25 protein-coding genes are annotated in these 22056 nt (G+C 32.2%); 9 read left to right on the top strand and 16 right to left on the bottom strand.

All coding sequences use genetic code 11. The features are described from left to right. Positions 1–9: 9 nt before the first annotated feature. The 4 genes from ACEN2I_RS12070 (at position 10) to ACEN2I_RS12055 (ending at position 3903) form a co-directional block, all read left to right on the top strand. The gene (locus tag ACEN2I_RS12070) at positions 10–408 is read left to right on the top strand and encodes a hypothetical protein (protein WP_441766351.1); all 399 of its coding nucleotides are present in this window, start codon (positions 10–12) and stop codon (positions 406–408) included. 402 nt (positions 409–810) lie between these two features. After that, positions 811–1290, top strand: coding sequence for a hypothetical protein (locus tag ACEN2I_RS12065; RefSeq protein ID WP_441766350.1), 480 nt, complete (start codon positions 811–813; stop codon positions 1288–1290). Between the two features lie 338 nt (positions 1291–1628). Next, complete coding sequence (locus tag ACEN2I_RS12060) at positions 1629–3164, top strand: tetratricopeptide repeat-containing sensor histidine kinase (RefSeq protein ID WP_441766349.1); 1536 nt, start codon at positions 1629–1631, stop codon at positions 3162–3164. Next, positions 3157–3903 carry a LytR/AlgR family response regulator transcription factor gene (locus tag ACEN2I_RS12055; protein ID WP_441766348.1) on the top strand — a complete coding sequence of 249 codons (747 nt, stop codon included), beginning with the start codon at positions 3157–3159 and terminating at the stop codon, positions 3901–3903. Before ACEN2I_RS12060 ends, ACEN2I_RS12055 begins: the two co-directional genes overlap by 8 nt. Positions 3904–3933: 30 nt before the next feature. On the opposite strand, the gene rluF is transcribed toward ACEN2I_RS12055, so the two are convergent. From rluF to ACEN2I_RS12040, 3 genes are all read right to left on the bottom strand, one after another. Next, positions 3934–4746 (bottom strand): 23S rRNA pseudouridine(2604) synthase RluF, encoded by an 813-nt coding sequence (rluF, locus tag ACEN2I_RS12050; protein WP_441766347.1) that lies wholly within the window; start codon positions 4744–4746, stop codon positions 3934–3936. A gap of 86 nt (positions 4747–4832) precedes the next feature. Further along, positions 4833–5180, bottom strand: coding sequence for an antibiotic biosynthesis monooxygenase family protein (locus ACEN2I_RS12045; RefSeq protein WP_441766346.1), 348 nt, complete (start codon positions 5178–5180; stop codon positions 4833–4835). Between the two features lie 11 nt (positions 5181–5191). Further along, positions 5192–6346, bottom strand: coding sequence for a cytochrome P450 (locus tag ACEN2I_RS12040; RefSeq protein ID WP_441766345.1), 1155 nt, complete (start codon positions 6344–6346; stop codon positions 5192–5194). 75 nt (positions 6347–6421) lie between these two features. On the opposite strand from ACEN2I_RS12040, the gene ACEN2I_RS12035 reads away from it, so the two are divergent. Next, positions 6422–7102 (top strand): ArsR/SmtB family transcription factor, encoded by a 681-nt coding sequence (locus ACEN2I_RS12035; protein WP_441766344.1) that lies wholly within the window; start codon positions 6422–6424, stop codon positions 7100–7102. Positions 7103–7173: 71 nt separating this feature from the next. Here the strand turns inward: ACEN2I_RS12035 and ACEN2I_RS12030 are convergent, their stop codons facing one another. From ACEN2I_RS12030 to ACEN2I_RS12020, 3 genes are read right to left on the bottom strand one after another with little or no spacing between them, the layout of a single operon-like run. Next, on the bottom strand, positions 7174–8043 hold the full coding sequence (locus ACEN2I_RS12030; protein ID WP_441766343.1) for an alpha/beta fold hydrolase: 870 nt from the start codon (positions 8041–8043) through the stop codon (positions 7174–7176). Positions 8044–8098: 55 nt separating this feature from the next. Continuing rightward, on the bottom strand, positions 8099–8878 hold the full coding sequence (locus tag ACEN2I_RS12025; RefSeq protein ID WP_441766342.1) for a zinc ribbon domain-containing protein: 780 nt from the start codon (positions 8876–8878) through the stop codon (positions 8099–8101). A 3-nt stretch (positions 8879–8881) separates the two neighbouring features. Then, positions 8882–9976 carry a Nif3-like dinuclear metal center hexameric protein gene (locus tag ACEN2I_RS12020; protein ID WP_441766341.1) on the bottom strand — a complete coding sequence of 365 codons (1095 nt, stop codon included), beginning with the start codon at positions 9974–9976 and terminating at the stop codon, positions 8882–8884. A 186-nt stretch (positions 9977–10162) separates the two neighbouring features. Between ACEN2I_RS12020 and ACEN2I_RS12015 the strand changes: the two genes are divergently transcribed. Genes ACEN2I_RS12015 through lpxK form a run of 3 tightly spaced genes read left to right on the top strand, consistent with a single transcriptional unit; the run spans position 10163 to position 11680 of the window. After that, positions 10163–10405: a DUF2683 family protein gene (locus ACEN2I_RS12015; RefSeq protein WP_441766340.1), complete on the top strand. Its 243-nt coding sequence runs from the start codon at positions 10163–10165 to the stop codon at positions 10403–10405. Then, on the top strand, positions 10381–10662 hold the full coding sequence (locus tag ACEN2I_RS12010) for a Txe/YoeB family addiction module toxin (RefSeq protein WP_441766339.1): 282 nt from the start codon (positions 10381–10383) through the stop codon (positions 10660–10662). Before ACEN2I_RS12015 ends, ACEN2I_RS12010 begins: the two co-directional genes overlap by 25 nt. Before the next feature lie 4 nt (positions 10663–10666). After that, positions 10667–11680, top strand: a complete 1014-nt coding sequence (gene lpxK, locus ACEN2I_RS12005) for a tetraacyldisaccharide 4'-kinase (RefSeq protein ID WP_441766338.1) — start codon at positions 10667–10669, stop codon at positions 11678–11680. 5 nt (positions 11681–11685) lie between these two features. Here the strand turns inward: lpxK and gap are convergent, their stop codons facing one another. Together gap and lipA are read right to left on the bottom strand one after the other, a co-directional pair. Further along, complete coding sequence (gene gap, locus ACEN2I_RS12000; RefSeq protein WP_441766337.1) at positions 11686–12726, bottom strand: type I glyceraldehyde-3-phosphate dehydrogenase; 1041 nt, start codon at positions 12724–12726, stop codon at positions 11686–11688. A 76-nt stretch (positions 12727–12802) separates the two neighbouring features. Further along, entirely contained in the window at positions 12803–13669 is an 867-nt protein-coding gene (gene lipA, locus ACEN2I_RS11995; protein WP_441766336.1) for a lipoyl synthase, read from the bottom strand. A gap of 330 nt (positions 13670–13999) precedes the next feature. On the opposite strand from lipA, the gene ACEN2I_RS11990 reads away from it, so the two are divergent. After that, positions 14000–14869 carry a M48 family metalloprotease gene (locus ACEN2I_RS11990; RefSeq protein WP_441766335.1) on the top strand — a complete coding sequence of 290 codons (870 nt, stop codon included), beginning with the start codon at positions 14000–14002 and terminating at the stop codon, positions 14867–14869. Between the two features lie 62 nt (positions 14870–14931). Here ACEN2I_RS11990 and ACEN2I_RS11985 read toward each other — a convergent pair whose 3' ends face one another. The 8 genes from ACEN2I_RS11985 to ACEN2I_RS11950 all read right to left on the bottom strand — a co-directional run bounded on the left by ACEN2I_RS11985 (position 14932) and on the right by ACEN2I_RS11950 (position 22043). After that, positions 14932–15312 (bottom strand): PH domain-containing protein, encoded by a 381-nt coding sequence (locus tag ACEN2I_RS11985; protein WP_441766334.1) that lies wholly within the window; start codon positions 15310–15312, stop codon positions 14932–14934. A 180-nt stretch (positions 15313–15492) separates the two neighbouring features. Then, on the bottom strand, positions 15493–16326 hold the full coding sequence (locus tag ACEN2I_RS11980) for an energy transducer TonB (RefSeq protein ID WP_441766333.1): 834 nt from the start codon (positions 16324–16326) through the stop codon (positions 15493–15495). 158 nt (positions 16327–16484) lie between these two features. Continuing rightward, positions 16485–17036 carry an RNA polymerase sigma factor gene (locus ACEN2I_RS11975; RefSeq protein ID WP_441766332.1) on the bottom strand — a complete coding sequence of 184 codons (552 nt, stop codon included), beginning with the start codon at positions 17034–17036 and terminating at the stop codon, positions 16485–16487. After that, positions 17027–18133, bottom strand: a complete 1107-nt coding sequence (locus ACEN2I_RS11970) for a glycosyltransferase (RefSeq protein ID WP_441766331.1) — start codon at positions 18131–18133, stop codon at positions 17027–17029. Before ACEN2I_RS11970 ends, ACEN2I_RS11975 begins: the two co-directional genes overlap by 10 nt. 82 nt (positions 18134–18215) lie before the next feature. After that, the gene (locus ACEN2I_RS11965) at positions 18216–18830 is read right to left on the bottom strand and encodes an FMN-binding negative transcriptional regulator (RefSeq protein WP_441766330.1); all 615 of its coding nucleotides are present in this window, start codon (positions 18828–18830) and stop codon (positions 18216–18218) included. Between the two features lie 10 nt (positions 18831–18840). Then, the gene (locus tag ACEN2I_RS11960; protein ID WP_441766329.1) at positions 18841–19299 is read right to left on the bottom strand and encodes a GNAT family N-acetyltransferase; all 459 of its coding nucleotides are present in this window, start codon (positions 19297–19299) and stop codon (positions 18841–18843) included. A 105-nt stretch (positions 19300–19404) separates the two neighbouring features. After that, on the bottom strand, positions 19405–20418 hold the full coding sequence (gene murB, locus ACEN2I_RS11955; RefSeq protein WP_441766328.1) for a UDP-N-acetylmuramate dehydrogenase: 1014 nt from the start codon (positions 20416–20418) through the stop codon (positions 19405–19407). A gap of 71 nt (positions 20419–20489) precedes the next feature. After that, positions 20490–22043: a rhomboid family intramembrane serine protease gene (locus tag ACEN2I_RS11950; protein ID WP_441766327.1), complete on the bottom strand. Its 1554-nt coding sequence runs from the start codon at positions 22041–22043 to the stop codon at positions 20490–20492. Positions 22044–22056 lie beyond the last annotated feature (13 nt).

Raw genomic sequence — 22056 nt, 5'->3', positions numbered from 1 at the left:
GAAAATCAAATGAAAGATATTGTAATGCCATTTCATTTAGTAACACCAGTAATTATTTGTTTAATTGGGCTATCAATGATATTTTTTTATTATAAAACGTTGAAAAAAAACAGATTGTTTTTGAATAGCATAATTGTATTTTTGGGTATATATTTATTAATTACAGGCAAAGCAACATATGATACTATTTATTCTCAATGTTATTTAAATCACTTCGATCTTAACAATGATGGAATGTTTACTGGAGATGAAATAACAAATAATCAAAAAGAAGCAATGAGAAGACTAACTAATGATACAGGACGAAATTTATCGTTTATTTCAGGTTTTATTTTTTCTTTTTTTATTGCAGCGTTTTTTTTTATTTCAGGATTCGTGATTTCAAAAGTGAAATATAACAAAGTATGATCGAATATTCTAATTTTTGTAATTAATTGGCTTGGTTAGTTCTTTTTATAAGTCATTCAATTTTTATAAACTAATTATATTAACGCATTATCACTCTAATTAAAAGTCATTTTATCGAAAATTTTTGTATTATGAGTTTTTGAAAAGTGAAAAATAACTAAAAAATCCTACCTTATCAAAGAGTAGGATTTTTTTTATAACTCCGGTTTTCTTACGTTTATTCTGTTTTTATTTAACGTTTAAAGGCTTAATTTGTCGTTTAATAACTTGTAAATAAAAGTTATTAGGAAATACTTTACTATATTTGGTTCTTCGAAATTTGCTCATTTTAACTAATTAAAAATACCTTAATTAGAAATGAAGAACTAAAATATTAATTAATCTAACCCTAAAATTATTACCATGGAAAAAACTATCCTTAATTCTCCAACAGACAAAATTTATCCTCCAGGTGTATGCATTAAAAAAGCAACTAAAAGTAAACTAACGCAAAAACCTATAAACTTTCCTGAAAATGCTTCAAAAATTCCTTTTGCTCCTATAGTTCAGGCTACTTTTACAGATTCTGAAACACTTCAGGTTAGAGCTGTTTTTTTGGTGTCAACTAATACAGCATTAAATAATGATAAATTAGACTTTATGATTTATCAAAATTGGTATGTGAATCTTGAAGGAGAACGTCAGTTACAATTTTTTATAGCTTATGATATAGATGATGCTATAAGTAAAGAATTTGATGTGTATGAGATAAGTTTTAAAGCTGAAAAAGATCCTTATGGAGAAGATGCATTTAAAAGTATTAGTACAATTCAAACTTTCCTTTGGGATATTGATCCTGAAACTTCGAGAGGAACTGAGACTACTGTTCAACGTGGAACCTGATTTGATTTGGATAAATTTTGCTCTTAAAAAAAGCCAAAAACACTAAGATTTATAAATTTCTACCTAATATTTTTTCGGCTTTAATAGTTAGGCCGTAATAGAAATTTAAATTTTAGAAACGTAATTATAAAATTATAATGATTAAAATAAAATTGTGTGTTAATTACATATTACTACTAATTCCCTTTTTTATTTACTCTCAAAATAATTCAATTATTGACGATTTTTTTAATAATAAAATCAAAGTCATAGCTAATAAATATAAAGAAGAAATTTACTTTAATAAAGCACAATCATTCTTTATAGAAAAGAAATGGGACTCAACCTTAGTTTATTCTATGAAACAACTCAGCATTACTAAAAATGTTGAGTTAAAAGATTACTGTTATTATTTTAGAGCAATAAGTTTTAGAGAAAAAATGCTTCTCAAAGAGGCCAAAAAAGAGTTTGATAGAGTGTCAGATAATTTTCAATTTTATTATAAAGTGAAAATTAATTTAGGCGAAATAGCATTAGAACAAAGAGAGTTTGAAAATGCATTGCACTATTTTAGAGAAATTGAAACACTCTCGGAAAATAAATTTTTCTATAGAAGTAGTGTTTTACATAATATAGGTTTGTGTTATTTGCATTTAAAAAAATTCGAGAAATCAGAAGAATATTTATTTAAGAGTTCAAAATTGCACGAGAAAGAAAATGATACTTTACTTTTAATAGGTTCTTACATGGATATTGCCAACTTATATTATATACAATACAAAGATAATCAGGCAATTCCTTATTTTAAAAAAGCTTATCATTTATCAAAAAAAATAAAGTCATTTGATTTAAAAAAAACTGCAGCAAAGAACATGGCAGCAGTAGAAGAAAATAGAAAAAATTTCCAGACTGCATTGGTATACAGAAAAGAATACGAAGCATGGAAAGATTCGTTAAACGATCAAAACAAAGTCTGGGAAATTGCTCAAGTAGAAAAGAAATTCGCCATCAAGCAAAAACAAAAAGAAGTCAATGTTCTTGAAGCCGAGAATAAAGCAAAAATAGCCGAAAGAAATGGGTTTCTCATTTCTTCGGTTTTATTGTTTATCATGTTTGGTGCCGGGGTTTATTTTTACAGACAAAAAATTAAAAATAATAAGATCATCTTAGCACAAAAAAACCAGCTCGATGAACTGAATGCAACAAAGGATAAATTGTTTTCTATAGTAAGTCATGATTTGCGATCGTCTGTAAATGCTTTAAAAACCAGCAACAGTAAATTAATAGAAAATCTGGAAAGTAAAAATTATACAGAACTTGATGTTTTACTACACAAAAACAGTTCAATTGCTAGCGGTGCTTACAATTTGCTGGATAACCTGCTCAATTGGGCTTTACTGCAAACCCATCAAGCTTATTTTTATCAGGAATCATTGCATCTGTCCAGTATTGTGCAACAGGTAGAATACAATTATAAACCCTTGATGTTAAATAAAAACATCAATTTTAAAAACAACGTCTCACCTGCGGATTATGTATTTGCAGATTTGGATTCCCTTAAAATAGTGATCAGAAACTTGTTAGATAATGCTATTAAGTTCTCTCAGGAAAACGGAACAATTTCAATTTATACACGCCCTTCATCAGAAGATTTTTGTTATTTGGTTATAGAAGATACCGGTTCAGGAATGACCGAAGCCATGCGGCAAGAATTATTAAAAGACACCGTTTTGCTTTCGAGAAAGAAAAACGATGATGCCATAGGAACCGGATTAGGGCTGCAGTTATGTAAAAGCATGATTTATAAAAATGGCGGCAAGCTCGAAATAGAAAGTGAAGAAAATGTAGGGACAAGAATGATTATTGCCTTACCAAAGTTTAATAACCATGGATAATATAAATGTACTAATTCTCGAAGATACAATTGCCGAAAGTGATGCGCTAATAAAAGTGCTTACCGAAAACAATTACAACATTGTTGGGGTTGCCAGGACACATCAGGAAGCACTAACTATGTTTTACCAAAATACAATCGACATTGTAGTGATTGATGTTTTTTTAGATGGAAAACCAGACGGAATTACTTTTGCTGAAACCATCAACATTGTACCTAACGGACAAAAACCATTCGTTTTTTTAACCAGTTCTAAAGACCGCCAGATTTTTGACAGAGCCAAACTGACAAAACCTTTTAGTTTTTTATTAAAACCTTTTAATGAACTTGAAATTCTATATGCACTTGAAATGGCTTTAGAGAAATTTTACGAGCAAACCAATGTTTTTCAAAGCGAAGATCAAAATACGGTAATAAGCAGTGATTCTCTTTTTATTAAAAAAAACAAGGTTTTAAAGAAAGTCCAAATCGATGATATTGTCTACATAGAAGTTGAAGATCGCTACTGCAACATTATTACGGATGCAGAGAAATTTGTTATTCTGATATCCTTAACCAAAATTATTCAGCTTTTGGATGCCGCTAAGTTTTGCCAAACCCATCGTAATTACATTGTTAACCTCAGTAAAATTGAGCAGATAAATGTTAATGATAATCTGATCGTATTAAAAGGAAACCATAAAGTAACGTTGAGTGATAAGTACAAAGACTTTGTAAAAAACTTTAGAATTTTAAAATAATCCGTTTTCAGAAATACTTAAAACTAAAAATCAATAATCTCCTTTTTTCTTAAATCTCGGGTCGTGTTTTGAAATAAATTCAGTTCTTCGTTTCGGAGCTTCGTTTTTTGGTAAACTTGCTTCTTCAGTTTTACTTGACGGTTCAATCAAATGGTTTAATTCTTTGATTTCGTCATCTGTCAAATCACGATAACGTCCAACCGGAATATCCAAAGAGATATTAATGATTCGGATACGTTTCAGCGCCGTTACATCATAACCCAAATATTCACACATTCTACGAATCTGGCGGTTCAAACCCTGCGTCAGGATAATTTTAAACGTGTATTTGCTAATTTGTTCTACTTTACATTTTCGGGTAACGGTATCTAAAATCGGAACACCATTTCCCATTCGTTGTACAAAACGTTCTGTAATAGGTTTGTTTACGGTTACGGTATATTCTTTTTCGTGATTGTTTCTCGCGCGTAAAATCTTGTTTACAATATCACCATCATTGGTCATGAAAATCAATCCTTCACTGGCTTTGTCTAATCTTCCAATAGGAAAAATACGTTTTGGGTAATTAATATAATCGACAATATTATTTCGAACGTCAAGATTCGTAGTACATTCAATTCCAACAGGTTTGTTGAAAGCCAGATATACCATTTTTTCGTGTTTTTCAACGATCAGTTTTCCGTCGATACGCACTTCATCATCCGGTGAAACTTTGGTTCCCATTTCAGGTACAATACCGTTAATAGTTACGCGTCCTTCTTCGATTAATTTATCGGCTTCACGACGAGAACAATAACCGGTTTCTCCAATGAATTTATTCAGACGTTTTAAATTCTCTTCCATACTGCAAAAGTAGTCAAAAATTAGACTTGTTAGATTGTTGGACTTCTTAGATTTTAGATTTCCCCTGTTGAAGGGAAATTTGACTTTTATTTATCGTGAAAACTTGTGCTGTCTTTTGGGGCTTGCTTCCTGTCAAACATTCCATAATCGCGCACAACTGAGGCAATTCTTAAATGATACTCTTTAAAAATTTCATTTCGCCCTTTTGCTTGTGCATGACGATGCATTTCTAGATTCCGCCATTGGTGAATACTTTCTTCATCTTTCCAGAATGATAACGACAACACCTTTTCAGGATTGCTTAAACTCTGAAAACGTTCTATCGAAATAAATCCTTCAATATGATCTAATTCGGGCCTCAATTTTACGGCAATATCAAGATATTCTTCCTTTTTTCCTTCGTTAGGAATGACTTCAAAAATTACAGTTATCATATATTCTATTTTTATTGTTGAATTGAAATCCAGATATTTTTTGGTAATCTGGCATTTATAAGTGGTTCATATTGAATTTGATTTTCTAATAATGAAATGGTTTTATAGTTTTGAAATAAAAACCATAGGACTTCAGTTGTCATATCAATAGAGAAATATTTTGCCAAACACATATGGTCACCAATTCCGAAAGTTAGATTTTCTGCATTATTACTTCTTTCAATGTCAAAATGAATAGCGTTTTCAAATTTTTCAGGATCATAATTTGCCGCTGCGAGAATGATTAAAATGGAGTCGTTTTTTTTGATAAGGCTTTCTCCGATGAAAATGTCTTCAGCAGCAATTCTTCTCGTGTTATGAATGGGCGGATCAAATCTTAGTGTTTCGATGATTGATTTTTGTATTTCAGCTTTATTAGAAAAGCTTTTGTTGTTGAGGATTTGTAATAATGAATTACTCAAAATTCCTCTGCCAGCATCAAAACTCTGAATAAATAAACCAATCATGTTACTAACACAAACTGTTTTAATTTCGTCAAGCGAAAGTGTTCCTAATTCGGATGATTTGTTCAATACATCTTTATAGAAATTTAAAGACAAAAGTTGTTTTTCGACAATTGTAAAGATCTCTTCTGAAGATTCATTTATAGCTTTTACTTGTTCTGCTGTTTTATTCGGAAGCATTATTTTCACGAAAGATGCTATTTTTTCCAAAATGAAATCGCAGTCACTTTCATCAAAGCCAAAACTTTTCAAAACAATCAAAACAGGTAATTTTTTACAAATCGAGTTTACCCAATCTATTTTATTTTCTAATCTATTATTTTTTATCAGCTCAGAAGTGATTCGTTTAACGTCAACTGATTTCATATTTGAGAATAACAAAACGGCAATTTCTTTTGAAATTTCGTGTAGAATTCCATTCGATAATCGGGTTAAATTATTTAAAATAGCCAACGAATGTTTGTTTAAATTTTGTTCGTTGTTTGGATTTATGGTGGGAATCTGAGCTTTGGTGTTTTTCAGAATTGCAACACAGGCTTCATAAGAATATATGACCCATATTTTGTTAGTTTCATCCCGATAAATGGGCTGTTTTTCTAACATAGTTTGATAGGTCAAATAGGGATCATTTACATCAGATTGCAAGAATAAAGTAGAGGTCATGTAATACTGTTTTCGGTAAAGTTATTTAACTTTACCGAACAATACTTCATTCTACATTTAACTATCAATATCCAAATGGAAGATCAATTTGTAAAAACGACATCGTTAATTGGCGATCCAACGCGAGCCTCAATTTTATGGACTTTGTTAGACGGAAGAGCTTTTACAGCGACGGAACTTGCTATCGCTGTGCAAACATCTCCACAAAGCTTGAGTATGCATTTGGCAAAACTTCTCGCCGCCGATTTGCTTTCTGTTGAAAAACAAGGTCGTCACAAATATTATAAATTTTCAAACAAAGAGGTTGCGTATGCAGTTGAAGAAATTGCAAACTTGATTCCGAAAGATAAAATTTCTGCTATAAAGAAAACAGAAAATTATCCTCCAATACAATTTTGCAGAACTTGTTACGATCATTTAGCGGGAAAAATTGGAGTTGCTTTAACCGATAGTTTGTTGGAACAAAAAATAATTGTAGAAAAGAATAACGCTTTTGAAATTAGTGCTGTAGGAGAAAAATGGTTTTCTGATTTCGGAATTAATTTAGAAGGAGCCCAAAAACAAAAACGAATTTTCTTGAAACCCTGTCTTGATTGGAGCGAAAGAAGAAATCACATGGCAGGTTCGGTAGGAGCGTTATTACTCAATAAGATGATAAAAGAAGATTGGCTCAGAAAAACTACAAATTCAAGAGTAATAACAATTACCGGAAAAGGAGAAAAAGAGCTGTTGAAGTATTTTCAAATTATTATTTAGAATTTTCGATTATTAGATTTTACGCAATTACAATACTGCTGTTACTCTCAATTTAAAAAAAACGTAGTGTCTTAACTACTTAGTAGCTCAGAATCTTTAAATAAAAAATCAATAACCTTCTCGTACAATTCATCATCGTGCATGCCGTGGCCCAAACCTTTTGTTTCGATAAATTGACTGTTTTTCCAGCTGCTTGCGATTTTTTTACCTTCTTCAAAAGCAACAACATCATCTGAAGTGTCATGGGCAATAAATCCCGAAACATTGAATTTAGAAGCGAACTTTTGCCCTGAGAAATCTTCGATTCTGAAGTTGAAATGGCTCAGAAAACGATTTTCCAGAAGAGAAAACATCTTGGTATTAAGACTTAACATAGAAACATAGTTGTCTATTAATGTTTTTAAATCTGATGGCGCTCCAAGAATCACCATTTTATTGATACTTGTATTGGGAAATAAATATTGGTGATATACACAGGCTGCACCGCCAATTGAATGCCCTATGATAATTGTTGGCTGGTACTTTTCGACAGCTTTGTTGATGAACTCTGCATAAAGCGGAACATTAAATTCCTTACCACTGCTTTGTCCATGTGCAGGAGCATCAATCGCAATAATGGTACTTCCGGATTTTTGAAGATGAGGTAATGTTTTCTGCCAGCGCGAAGCATTACTTTCCCAGCCGTGTACAAGCAGAATTTTGGTTTCATTTCCTTTCCAGGTATAGGTTTGAAAATAATGCTCGTTATGATGAAATGTTTCTGTTTCTGTATTTTTTAGAATTTCAGGCAAACTTTCTTTATATAGTCTACCAATTCGTGGCTGGCTAAAAAGTGCGTACGAAAGTTCGACAGCCTTTTGCGGACGTACATAACTCAAGAAGTTAATATATTGTCCAACCGATTTTAATGTAATAAAGCGAATTCCTTTTTTAAGTCCCAAAACCTGTAAATGTTATAGTAAAAAAAAGTCCCGATGTTTATCGGGACAATTTTTATTAGATTTTAGCGAACAATTGTTCCATTTTTTCTTTCTCTTCATCAGCAAGTACGCTGTCGACTAAGATTCTTCCGGAATGCTCATCAGTGATGATTTTCTTTCTGGAAGCAATTTCTACCTGGGTCTGTGGCGGAATAGTAAAAAATGATCCTGCAGACGCTCCTCTTTCGATAGATACTACTGCTAAACCATTACGGACACTAGTTCTGATTCTGTTATAAGCAGCTAATAATCTTGCTTCTATTTGCTCTGAAAACTCGGCAGATTTTTCAGTTAAGAAAATTTCTTCTTTTTGAGTTTCAGCCATAATTGCATCTAATTCAGATTTTTTATGCTTTAAATGGTTGCTTTTTGCTTCTAATTTTTCTTTTAAATTAGAGATAACTTCTTTCTTGTGTTCGATAGAAGCCTTCATTTCTTTGATTTGCTTTTCAGCCAATTGAATTTCTAATTCCTGAAATTCAACTTCTTTTGTCAAAGAATTAAATTCTCTGTTATTGCGAACTGACTCTTGTTGTTTTGTGTATTTTTTGATAACCTCTTTGTGCTCTTCAATAGCGTTTTTCTTAGTTTTGATAAGATCCTCAACTACTTCAAGTTCACTTTTAAGTTTTTCTGAACGTGTGCTTAAACCTGCAACTTCATCTTCTAAATCTTCCACCTCTAATGGAAGTTCTCCTCTTACGTTTCTGATTTCGTCAATTCTCGAGTCAATAAGCTGTAAATCGTAAATTGCTCTTAACTTGTCCTCAACACTTAATTCTTTCGTATTCGCCATATTCTATAAGTACTTAACTGGATTTGTATTTTCTTCTGATAAAATGATGGCAAAATTAAGGATTTTTTTCCTAAGATAATCAACAATATAATTTTTTGTATAGCGTTCGCTCTCAAAATGACCAATATCGGCTAAAAGTAAACGATTTTCGGCTTCATAAAACTGATGATATTTTAAATCAGATGTCAAAAAGGCATCTGCTCCGGCCTGAATTGCGTTTTTGATGGCAAAACTTCCTGACCCACCCAGTACGGCAACTCTCTTTATTTTTTTTGCTGTAAAGGCAGAATGACGAATACCATCGGCAATCATTTTATCTTTCACGAAAGTGAGAAATTCTGTTTCATCTATCTCAGATTCTAATTCTCCGATCATTCCCAAACCGATGTTTTGATGCGAATTTTGAAGATCGTAAATTTCATAGGCGACTTCTTCATAAATATGATTCGCAAAAAGGGCTTTTAAAATTCTGGATTGCAAATGTTTTTCAAATGTAACTTCGATTTTTATTTCTTCGGTTTCGGTTAATTCATGGCGCTCCCCAATAACGGGATTACTTTCAGAATTGCCTTTGTAAGTTCCAATTCCGTTCGAATTAAAACTGCAGTTTTCATAATTGCCAATGGTTCCTGCACCTGCATCAAATAAAGCCTGACGTACTTTTTGTGCATTTTCAGGAACTGTATATGTTACTAATTTTTGAATAAAATTTTGCTTCGGAATTAAAACTTTAGTGTTTGTCAAGCCTAAAGCATCACAAAATATTTTATTGACTCCAGCCGAATGATTGTCCAAAGCAGTATGAACAGCATAAATGGCTATATCATTTTTAATGGCTTTTAAAATCGCACGCTCCACATAATTTTTGCCTGTGATTTTTTTGATTCCGGAGAATAATATCGGATGAAAACAAACCACCAGATTGCAGTTTTTAGCAATGGCTTCCTCTATTACATTTTCTAAAGCATCGTGGCAGACCAAAACTCCGGTACTTTCGGTTTCTGAATTTCCAACTAAAAGCCCAACGTTGTCAAAGTCTTCTGCGTAAGCCAAAGGAGCCATTTCTTCAAGAACTTCTATTATGTTTTTGATTTTCATTTTTTAGAATTTTGCTACAAGTCCAATCAAATTTTGGATTAAACAAATTAACGAATAATCAAATCAACTTTAAAATAAATAAAAGGTAAATGCTGCTTTTAATACGATCAATTAATATTATTAATACGAATAAGTAATATCAAAACAATGAGGTTTTTGTATATTTGTAATTCAAAATCAATAATCATGACTACTATAACTATCAAAATTAACGAACGCACAAAAGCAGGGAAAGCCTTTATGGCTATGTCTGAAAGTTTTTTTAAAGGTGTAGAAGGAATAGAAATTATTGAAACGGATTCTAAAAAACTTAAAAAAGAGAACCCATATAATACTGAGTTTGTTGAGATGGTTTTAAAATCAGCAAAAAGTAAAAATAGTACAGAGATTAATCCAAACGATGTATGGGGAAGTTTAGGGTTGAAATAAAAGATTTAGCTAAAAAACATATTATTCTACATTTTAAATCTGGAGATAAAAAAAGTATTAAAAATATCGAACGAATTCTTCTTGAACTTTCCGAAACTCCTTTTTCAGGAACTGGAAATCCAGAACCTCTAAAATATGAACTTAGCGGATTTTGGTCTAGGCGAATAAATCAAAAAGACAGAATTATTTACTATTTAGAAGAAGATATTGTAACTATTTTTGTTGTTTCAGCAATGGGTCATTATTCTGATAAATAACTTTATGAACTTACTTCGAAAGATACTCTTCCCATTTGCCATTTTATACGGATTCATTACTACAATTCGGAATTTTCTTTTTGACAAAGGGATTCTGAAATCTACTTCATTTGATATTCCGATAATTGCTGTTGGAAATTTAAGTGTAGGCGGAACCGGAAAAACACCTCAAATCGAATATCTAATCCGACTATTATCTGATAAATATAAGGTAGCTACTTTAAGCCGTGGCTATAAGCGTAAATCTGAAGGTTTTGTTTTGGCAGATGCAACTTCAAATGCCGAAACTTTAGGAGATGAGCCTTTTCAGTTTTATCAAAAATTTCCAAATATCCAGGTTGCGGTTGATGCCAATCGAACTAACGGAATTGCACAATTGCTTTCTCAAAATGAAAAGCCCGAAGTTATTTTACTTGATGATGCTTTTCAACACCGAAAGGTAAAAGCAGGATTTTATATTTTGTTGACTGCGTTCGATGATTTATATGCAGACGATTTTATGCTCCCAACCGGAAATTTGCGTGAGAGCAGACGTGGAGCGAATAGAGCCAATGTTGTTGTAGTGACTAAGTGTCCGAAGAATTTATCTGATGAAAAACAGGAAGAGATTCGTTTAAAATTGAAGTTAAACGATTCGTCGCAGGTCTATTTTACTTTTATTGATTATGACGATAAGGTTTATGGAAAAGTTGAGAAAATAGAGGTAAAAGATATTAAATCAGAAGCTAAAATTCTTTTAGCCGGAATTGCAAAACCAAAATCTTTTTTTGACTATCTAAAAAATGAAAAGGATGAATGTTTGACTTTTCCTGATCACCATCATTTTTCTGAAAATGATGTAAGTGAAATTCAGAATAAGGCTCAAAATAAAAAAATCATTACAACAGAAAAAGATTATGTTCGTTTAAAGGACGCCACAGTGATTACAAAATTGTATTATTTGCCTATAAAAAGTACTTTTATCAATCATCACCAAAATTTTGATGACACTATTTTGGAGTATGTAAATAGATATTGATGGATTTAAATCACAGTTTCGTATTGTGTTTGTTCTGAATTTTGAATATTCATTTTTACCGAAAGCAGAATCAAATCAATAAGTCGCGACGAGTAGCCTACCTCATTATCATACCAGCCTACAACTTTTACCATTTTATCAATTACAGATGTAAGCTGAGAGTCGAAGAGGCATGAATTTCTATTACCAATAATATCTACAGAAACAATTGGGTCTTCAGTATAATCTAAAATCCCTTTCAGATTCGTTTTAGACGCATTCTCAAATGCTTTGTTGATTTCTTCAATCGACACAGCACGTTTTACATTAAAAGTAATATCCGTTAATGAGCCATCCGGAACCGGAACGCGTATACCGCAGCCTCCAATTTTGTCAACTAATTTAGGGAAAATTTTAGTCAAGGCTTTTGCTGCTCCTGTTGTCGTTGGAACAATCGACTGGCTGGCGCCTCTTGCTCTGCGCAAATCTTTATGTGGCTGATCGTGTAAACTTTGATCGGTTGTGTAAGAGTGTATTGTGGTAATATACGCTTGTTCTATTCCGCACAATTCATCAATAATTTTGATCATGGGTGCAGCATTATTTGTAGTACAGCTAGCATTTGAAATAATGGTTTCACTACCATCAAGAATGGATTCATTAACGCCTAAAACTACTGTTTTGATGGTTTCAACTTCTGAAGGAGCAGAAAGTATTACCTTTTTTGCTCCTGCTAAAATATGGGCATTTAGTTCTTCGTAAGTTTTATACTTTCCTGTACATTCTATTACAAAATCTATATTATGATTTTTCCAGTTTAAGTCTGAAATCTTTTTTTCATGAAAAAACAAAAAAGATTTGCCATCTACTATAATTCCTTCTTCACTATGGCTTACAAGAAAAGGTAATACACCGTGTATGCTGTCGTATTTTATCAAATGCGACATTGTTTTAGTATCGGCAATATCGTTTATCGCTACTACTTCAATTTCTGGATGATTTAGAAGTAATCGAAATAAATTCCGGCCAATTCTTCCAAAACCATTTATGGCAATTCTAGTTTTCAATGTGCAGTTTTTAATTGGTTAATCGCCTATTTCATTTAATCGATTTAACAATCAAACGGATAAACGGTTAAACTTTTTAAAGTATGTGTTTTTGTGCTTTGTATGAAGATCGTACTAAAGGTCCGCTTTCAACATGACGAAAGCCTAATTCAAGACCAAATTTTTCATATCTGGCAAATTGTTCAGGAGTAATAAATTCTTTAACAGGCAAATGTTTTTTACTTGGCTGAAGATACTGACCTATTGTTACTACATCAACATTAGCATTTCGCAAATCAGTCATGGTTTGGAAAACCTCTTCTTCAGTTTCACCAAGTCCTAACATGATTCCTGATTTAGTCCTGTTGATTCCTTTTTCTTTTAAATAGCGTAAAACTTCAAGACTACGGTCATATTTAGCCTGAATACGAACTTCACGTGTTAAACGTCTAACAGTTTCCATATTGTGTGAAACAACTTCAGGATTAGCTTCTACAATTCGATCCAGATTTCTTTCGATTCCCTGAAAATCGGGAATTAAAGTTTCAAGAGTTGTGTTAGGGTTCATACGACGAATTGCTTTTACGGTTTCAATCCAGATAATTGAACCACCGTCTTTTAAATCATCTCTGTCTACACTTGTAATTACAGCATGTTTAATATTCATTATTTTGATAGAACGCGCTACTTTTTCAGGTTCATCCCAGTCTACCGTTTCAGGTCTGCCGGTTTTTACACCACAGAAACCGCATGAGCGTGTACAAACGTTTCCTAATATCATAAAAGTTGCAGTTCCTTCTCCCCAGCATTCTCCCATATTTGGACAGCTGCCTGAAGTGCAAATTGTATTTAAGCTATATTTATCAACTAAGCCTCTTAGCTCAGTATATTTCTGTCCAATTGGAAGTTTAACTTTTAACCATTTAGGTTTTGGAGTTGGTATATTTTCAATCACTGTTTCCATACATCAAAATTCAAAGTACAAAGATAAGCATTGTACTTTATTTGATCATTCGTTTAAAGAATATTTTAGAATTGACTCTCTTATGATTTAATAAAAAAGGTATTTGATGATTATTCTCTTAAGGTGTTAAAATAACTATATTTAAAAGGTTAGTAATCTTAATCATTGTTTTATTTGTTTTTTATTTAGCAGTATTTAATAATTTCCATATATAATTGATTTTTTATTCTCTAAATTTTATATATTATTTGTTAAAAAAATAAATAGTTGTAGAAATAAACTGCCCTATGTTTGTAGTACATTTGATGCTAAATTGTAACGAAGAAAAACATGAAAAAGAAATTTATTATATTAGGAATCGTATTTACTGCTTTGGGTTTTACAAGAATGCAGGCACAAATTAATTTTGGTGAAAAAGCAATAGGAGCAGTTCAAAAAGGAGTTAGTAGTTTTATGCTGACAAATGCAGATGCAGCTAAGTTGTCCAAAGAAGCTGTTGATAAATTGGATGCTGAACATGAAGTTGCCGGTCCAACAGATCCGTACACTTTAAGATTGAACAGGGTTTTTGGAAAACATACTTCAGGAGTAGGGTATACCTTAAATTATAAGGTGTATAAATTAAAAGAGGTAAATGCGTTTGCAACAGCAGATGGAAGTGTCAGAGTGTACTCGGGATTGATGGATATTATGGATGATAATGAATTGCTGGCTGTAATTGGTCATGAAATTGGTCACGTTGCTAATAACGATTCAAGAGATGCTATGCGTGCAGCTTATCAAAAAGAAGCATTGATAGATGGAGTTTCTTCACAGTCTGCAACAATTGCAAGTGTTACCGATAGTCAATTGGGTAAAATCGGAAGCGCTATGATTGATAGCAAACATAGCCGTAAACAAGAAGCTGAAGCAGATTTATTTGCTTATGATTTTATGAAGAGAAACGGTTATAATGTTAATGCTGAGGAATCTGCATTCAGGATTTTAGCTAAAATGAGTGAAGGTACTGAGGCTTCTTTTTTAGATCAGATGATGAGTTCACACCCGGATTCCAGACAAAGAGCTGAAGATGCTAAAGCAAGAGCTGAGAAAGACGGTTTGTATAAAGTGTATGTACAGCAAAAAATTGTAAACACGCTACCAGCACCAGTACCTGCGAAAAAGGCAACAACTAAAAAAAAGGTAACTAAAAAGAAATAAAAGTTTTTTATAAAAAGTAAACCCAACAAATTCAAAACTTGTTGGGTTTACTTTTTTAGACACTATCCTAATACGTGATGCGCTAATACTTTTTGCACTTCGTATACATTTACCGATTTGTTGAATTGTTTTACAATGCTCGGTTGTTGTTCACTTGAAACCCAAATTTTTAATTCGGCGTCAAGTTCAAAAGTTCCTGCAGTTTCAACACTAAATCGGGTAATGCTTTTGTATGAAATTGATTTGTATTCGGTTTTACTGCCTGTAATTCCTTGTACATCAACTAAAATTAATCTTTTATTAGTGAATATAAAAGTGTCGCGAATTAACTTAAACCCCATTTCAATATCTTCATTGTCAGTTAAAAGTTGTCCGTATTTTTTAAGTAAATCTTCTTGACTTACTGAACCAGCGTTGCCAAGAATAGCTGAAAATATTCCCATTTTAGTTTTTATTGTTAATAGAGTGGATATGTTTTTAAACAGTTGTAAAAGTAATTAAAAATGGAAGTTTTTTTACCATTAAAGAATTAAGTTAAATTAAAGGTTTTAAAAATTTAAACTTTGTTGTTCACTAAAGAACATAAAAAAAGCAGAACCTAAATTCTGCTTTTTTGTAATTAATTATTGTATTTCTGTTTTTATTGTTATCGGAAGATTGTATGCGGTTCGTACAGCTTTTCCGTCTAATATTCCCGGAGTCCATTTTGTTTTTAATGATTTTAAAACACGTACAGCTTCTCTGCCTAATCCATAACCGGGATCATTTTTTACTGTAATATCAGTCATTGTACCATCTTTTTCGATTACAAAAGAAACATACACTCTTAATGTTTTTTCAGCATCTAATTCAGGTCTGTTGAAGTTGTTTCCAACATACGTATAAAACTTACTCATCCCGCCTGGAAATTCAGGCATTTTGTCTAATATGGCACTGTTTACTATGGAAGTACCATCGTCTGTCGATTTAGTTCCCTCTCCCGTTCCATTGCCACCTGTTGTTGGTAATGCATTAACTACGGTTCCTGTCCCCCCAGAAGTATTGTCTACAGTAGGAGTATTGTGAGTGTTAGGTGCGATAACATCTGGCATAACCTCAATGGTTGGTACGACAACAGGATTTACTAATTGTGTTTCAGTTGACACCGGAGCACTTTCTTGTAAAGGTGGTGCTATTGCCTCTTCAGTCTTGGGGTGCACAATATTTGGATCAATTTTTACAGGTACTATTGGTTCGTCAAGAATGGTAGGCGGTTGGATTATCGTATCTGTTGGCCTAAATTTATTGATTACAATAGATACGCTTCCTAATGTAGCTATTAATAGCAAAGCCGAAAAGAGAGCTGTGATTGTTGTTTTGGTATTCTCCTGACGTAATTGGTACGCGCCGTACTCTTTGTTTTTGTTTTCGAAAACAAGGTCAGTCCATTTGGTTTCGTAAAGGCTTAATTTAGACATAGTTGATGGATTTAAAAGGTTAAGTAAACTTAAATCATAAGCAAAATGTATTTTTAGTTTTAACTAACAACGAAAACAAAGAACTTTTGGTGTGTGGAATATTTATTTTTTTAAGAATAAAATCATCTATATCTTATTCTTTACTTAAAGATAATGAATTATCTGTTACGCTCGATAATTTCTGCTAATAATTTTTTAGCACGTAGTAATTTTACTTTTACATTGCTTAAAGGCTCATTTATTTTGAGTGCAATTTCCTGATAAGTCATTTCCTGAAAATAACGTAACTGAATGACTTCCTGATAGTGTGGTTTTAACTCTTTGATGCATAAAAGCAAACGAGATAGATTTTGCTCTTTGATTAGGGCATCTTCTGCAGATGGTGTAGGATCGGCAATGTTGTATGCCTGTTGGTTTTCGTTATCAGTGATTTCAATAAAAAGATTTGTTTTCTTTTTGCGGAGTAAATCAATATAAACGTTTTTTGCAATACTGATTAACCAGGTGTTAAATTGAAATTCCGGATTGTAGATTGCAATTTTGTCGAAAGCTTTTGAGAAGGTTTCAATAGTAATGTCTTCAGCAATAGTTTCGTTCTCTGTACGTTTTAACATAAAACCGTACACTTCGTTCCAGTAAAAATCTAATAAAAAAGTAAAGGCGATCTGATCGCCTTGTTTTGCTTTTTCTATTTTAGAATTTATTTCCAATTTACCGGTTTTGAGAAAATATTAGATATAAAGATATTAATTTGTGTGAATATAAGTACGATTTCAACAACAGGAAACCAAACTTTCAGATCGTTTTCTTTTAATTTACCGGCTGAGAATCCCATCACTACCCAGGCAATCAGATATCTGGTTGCCAATAGTGCCAATACAGCAATCCATTGAAATTGAAAAGCCAGTAAAATAATAACTAATAAAAAGAATAATAATTGCGAGCTGTAAAAAAGGCCTAATTGAATTTTGTCGAAAAATTTATAATAATGTGCGGTAGCAATGTGTCTTCTTTTTTGAGTAAACCACTCTTTGTAGGTTTCTTTTGGTTTTGAATATGTAAAACTTTCAGGTATGTACGCAATTGTAGTGTTTGCTTTGTTTGCCGCCTGGTTTACAAATAAGTCATCATCGCCGGAACGAACCTGAATATGATCGATAAAACCATTTACATTAAAAAACTCTTCTTTTTTATACGCTAAATTTCTTCCTACTCCCATGTAAGGTAGTCCTGCCTTTGTCCATGAAAAATATTGGACTGCCGTAAGAACTGTTTCAAAACGGATAATTTTGTTTAATAAAGAGCGCTCAATTTTTTCATAACCACCATATCCTAAAATAATAGTTTTGTTCATGGTAAATTGCGAAGTCATAGCATTAATCCACTCTTTTGAAGTTGGATAACAATCGGCATCAGTAAACAATAGATACTCTTTTGTTGCGGCTTTGATACCTAATGTAAGCGCATATTTTTTATTTCCCCAAAAAGCTTCGTTATTTTTTACTTTTACTAATCGGATATTTGAGTATTGTTGTTCAAATTGTTCAAAGACTTCTAAAGTTTCATCACTTGAGGCATCGTCAATTAAAACAATTTCAAAGTCAGGATAATTTTGATCTGCTAATAACGGAATGTATTTTTTTACATTTTCTTCTTCGTTTTTTGCACAGACGATTACAGAAACCGGAAGCTTTTTTGATGTAATAGTTTGAGGCTTAGCGAAAGCAAACTTTCCAAAAATCCCTAAGTAGTAAAAAATTTGTATAAATACAATAGCAATAAAAAAGTAAAGTAAAAGTATAAGCATCTGTTTTAATGTCTTTTAATTTTTGAATCTTGCGAGTGCAAATGTACTCATGAATTCCTAATTTTCAATGGTTAAAACCGATTTACTTTCGGCATTTTGACATTTCTTTTGCAACAGCAATAGACTGAGGGTTTTCGGTTTTCTCTAACCCGGAGATTATGTTTTTATAATTGTGATCGTCACGGTTTTGGGACAGTTTTTTGGTGGCCTGAATTTCATCAATTTCAATCTCAAAACCAAAAATCCCTCTTGCTTCTCGCATTGTTTTTGCGGATAAATTTTCTACGCTAACCGGGTTCTCCGAGTTCGCTTCATATTTATCGACTAATTTTTTAAGTTGTTCTATTGAAGCAGCCTCATTTACAATTTTAATTCTTCCGTAAATATGCACAGCGATGTAATTCCATGTTGGTACATTTTCATGATCGTACCAGGAAGAAGAAATATAACTATGCGGGCCTGTAAATACCGCCAAAACCTGATCGTTTTCTGCAAAACCTTCAGCTTGCGGATTTAGTTTTGAAATATGTCCCTGCAAAATTTCTTTTCCATCATCATTTATCTCAAGTTCTATAGGAATGTGGGTTGCACATAATTTTCCATTAGTTTGATTAATCAAAATTCCAAAACTGTTTTCCATCAAAAAAGCTTTGATTGATTCCGGATCTTCATTTTTATATATTTCAGGTGTATACATGTTTATGAATTTATTTCAAACATTTTCCGAAACAAATAGCCTCTGTTCGATCTTTATATTTTCCGTAATTCGGAATTACTTTGTATCCTTGGTTTTGGTAAAATTCAGTTGCCTGTTCATTTTTTATCCTTGTTTCTAAAAACAAATCTTTGTATCCGATTGTTTTAGCTTTATCTTCTAAATACAACAAAATGGTTTGTCCAATTTTCTTTCCCGGAATTTTAGAATACATTCTTTTAATTTCTCCTGTAGTGTTGTCAATTGGTCTAATGGCTCCACAGCCGACAATTTCGTTATTCATTTCTGCTATCACAAATACAAATTGATCATTTTCGTTTTGCCAGTCTGTGAAAGAATTTTTTCCATCACTCCCAAAACGGAGGTAAAGATTTGTTGATAATTCTTCGATAATTGCCAGAACTTTTTCATCCTTTGGATCTATTATTGTTATGGAAATATTTTTTGTCATTTATTCAAAAATTAGTACTAATTGTCACATTGAGCGGAGTCGCGATGCTTTTACGCTATAAATAACTTCGATTCTGCTAATTCTGACAATGTGTACAAATGAGATTTAAATCACATTTACTTCAGCTTCAATATGAATTCCGAAAGTTTCAAAAACGGTTTTTTGTACGTCGTGTGAAACTGCTAAAATTTCCTGTCCTGTTGCATTACCATAATTGACTAGAACCAAAGCCTGATTTTTATGAACTCCTGCATCACCAAAACGTTTTCCTTTAAAACCGGCTTGTTCTATCAGCCATCCTGCAGGAACTTTTACTTCGGTATCTGAAACTTCATAGTATTTCATTTCTGGAAACTTCTGGTGAATTTTTTCGAAATCAGATTTCAATAAAATAGGGTTTTTAAAGAAACTACCACTATTTCCTAATTCTTTAGGATCCGGTAGTTTACTTTGTCTGATAGCGATTACGGCATTGCTCACGTCATTTAAAGTTGGAATTGTAATATTGTTTTTAGCCAATTCTGCCAAAATATCTCCGTATGAAGTGTTTATTTTATGATTGCGTTTTGTTAACTTATAAATTACCGATGTGATAATATACTGATCTTTCACTTCGTTTTTAAAAATGCTTTCACGGTACCCAAAATTACATTCAGCGTTTGTAAAAGTCTTCATTTTCTGCGATTCAATATTCATGGCTTCGCATGAAACAAAAGTATCTTTAATTTCTGTTCCGTAAGCACCAATATTCTGAACCGGAGTTGTACCCACATTTCCCGGAATCAATGACATGTTTTCTAATCCTCCAAAATTATTGTAGATGGTGTAAAGAACGAAATCGTGCCAAGGTTCTCCGGCTTGACTTTCAACCCATACAAAATCATCGTCTTCTTTAATTATTTTTTTACCTTTTAAATCAATATGAATCACCAAAGCATCAATGTCCTTCGTTAAAAGCATATTGCTTCCGCCTCCTAGAATAAACTTTTTCTCGTTTTTGTTTTCCTTCAGAATCGTTTTTAATTCCTCAACTGAATGAACTGCAACAAATTGTCTGGCTTTGGCTTCAATGCCAAAAGTATTATGGTTTTTTAAAGAAAAATTGGATTGAATTTCCATAAATAAAAGGCTTTTTGAGGTATTGATTCTAAGTTCAAAAGTAAGGATTATAATTTATTTGGGTTGAAATTTTATTCATTATCAAATTCAATTTGTTCTTTTAATTGAGGGGCTATAAAACAGCCAATAATAAAGCCACTTAAAAGACCTCCAATGTGTGCAGCATTATCAATTCCGCCCATTAATCCCATCAATAAATTATATCCAACAAATATTAATGAGAAACTTAAGAAAGCTTTGCTTAATTGAGGAGGAAAAACTTTAAAAAGCAATAAGGCAATAAAGATGCCGTAGAGACCAAAAATAGCTCCAGAAGCGCCTACACTAACAGTAGCTTCATGCCACCCAATACTGCTCAAACTTGCTAAAATTCCAGTAGATAAATAAATAAGAAAATATTTTGTTTTTCCTACAATGGGTTCTACAAACAAGCCAACAATATAAAGGCCAAACATATTTGAAATTAAATGCATAAGCCCACCATGTAAAAATACGGAAGTAAGCAATCTCCACCATTGTCCATCAGCGACTAACGGCTTAAAGTTGGCACCAATTTCTAATAAATCTTTTCCTTTGAAAGAAATGAATCCAAATCCGGCAAAAACCATGATAATAAAAACAATAAGATTAATGTTTATTAAAATAGGCGTGATATAAAATCCCTCTCTCGGAATCAAATAATCGAAAGTTTCTTTTAAACTTTCAATTGTGGAGTTTTTTTTAATTTTGGCACTTTTCTTTTTTTGCGGTTGAAGTTTGGTGAATGCTAGTATTATTAACCAAATGAAAAGACCTCCACCTAAAGTCCCGAAAAACCATGATAGTTTTTCGCCGTTTCGATTTTCAAAAGGTTCTTGATGTGCTTCTAATAAAATTGGTTTATTGAGGTCGTATTGCGTGTTTTGTTCAATTGCTTCATTAAAACTATCATGGTCGTCTGTGTTTCCAATGAGTTCTAAATAAGTAAATTGACTAAAATCAGTGTGTTTGAATTCTTGTTCAGTTGTTTCGGCAAATTCCTTAAATCTGATCTGTTTTTCAGTATCAGAAAAATGATTGCTTATTTGCGATTTGTACTTTTTACCTAGCCAATACTTGCATTCATATTTAGAAGTATCTCTGCTCTTTTCTAAAATTGGCATTGCGACATAGATAAGCATATCAAAGTGCTCATTGTTTTTTCCAGATACATCGCTGGTATTTAAAACCCCAATATTTTTTTTATCGATGTAAAATTTCTGTAAAGTATAATATTTCGTTTTTTCATGTTTCTGTATCTCCGAAATAGTTTTAATCGGAGTTAATTTTCCTGTCGCAGTAGTTAGGTATTCTTGCGCAATTATAGTAGGAATGGTTATAACTAAAACGGCTAAAAATTGAAAGAAAAAAGATTTGTTATCATCTTTAAATTTTAAAAGTTTAATTCTGGAGCGTAAGAAAAAATAAAGCAATATGCATGATAACCCTGCAGGAAGCCAAAAATTCAAAAACATTTCTCTTATAGGAAATGCTTCAAATTTGATAAATAATAGCCAATGCAAGAAAGAGTAAGTGACTATAAAACTAATTGTTATTGCTAAAAAAGGTAGATAGATTACTTTAAATTTTTTAGAAAAATCGTTCATCTTGGTTAAGTAA

The organism is Flavobacterium sp. W22_SRS_FK3 (assembly GCF_052113665.1).
GTDB lineage: Bacteria > Bacteroidota > Bacteroidia > Flavobacteriales > Flavobacteriaceae > Flavobacterium.
This window is presented reverse-complemented; position numbering and strand designations above follow the sequence as displayed.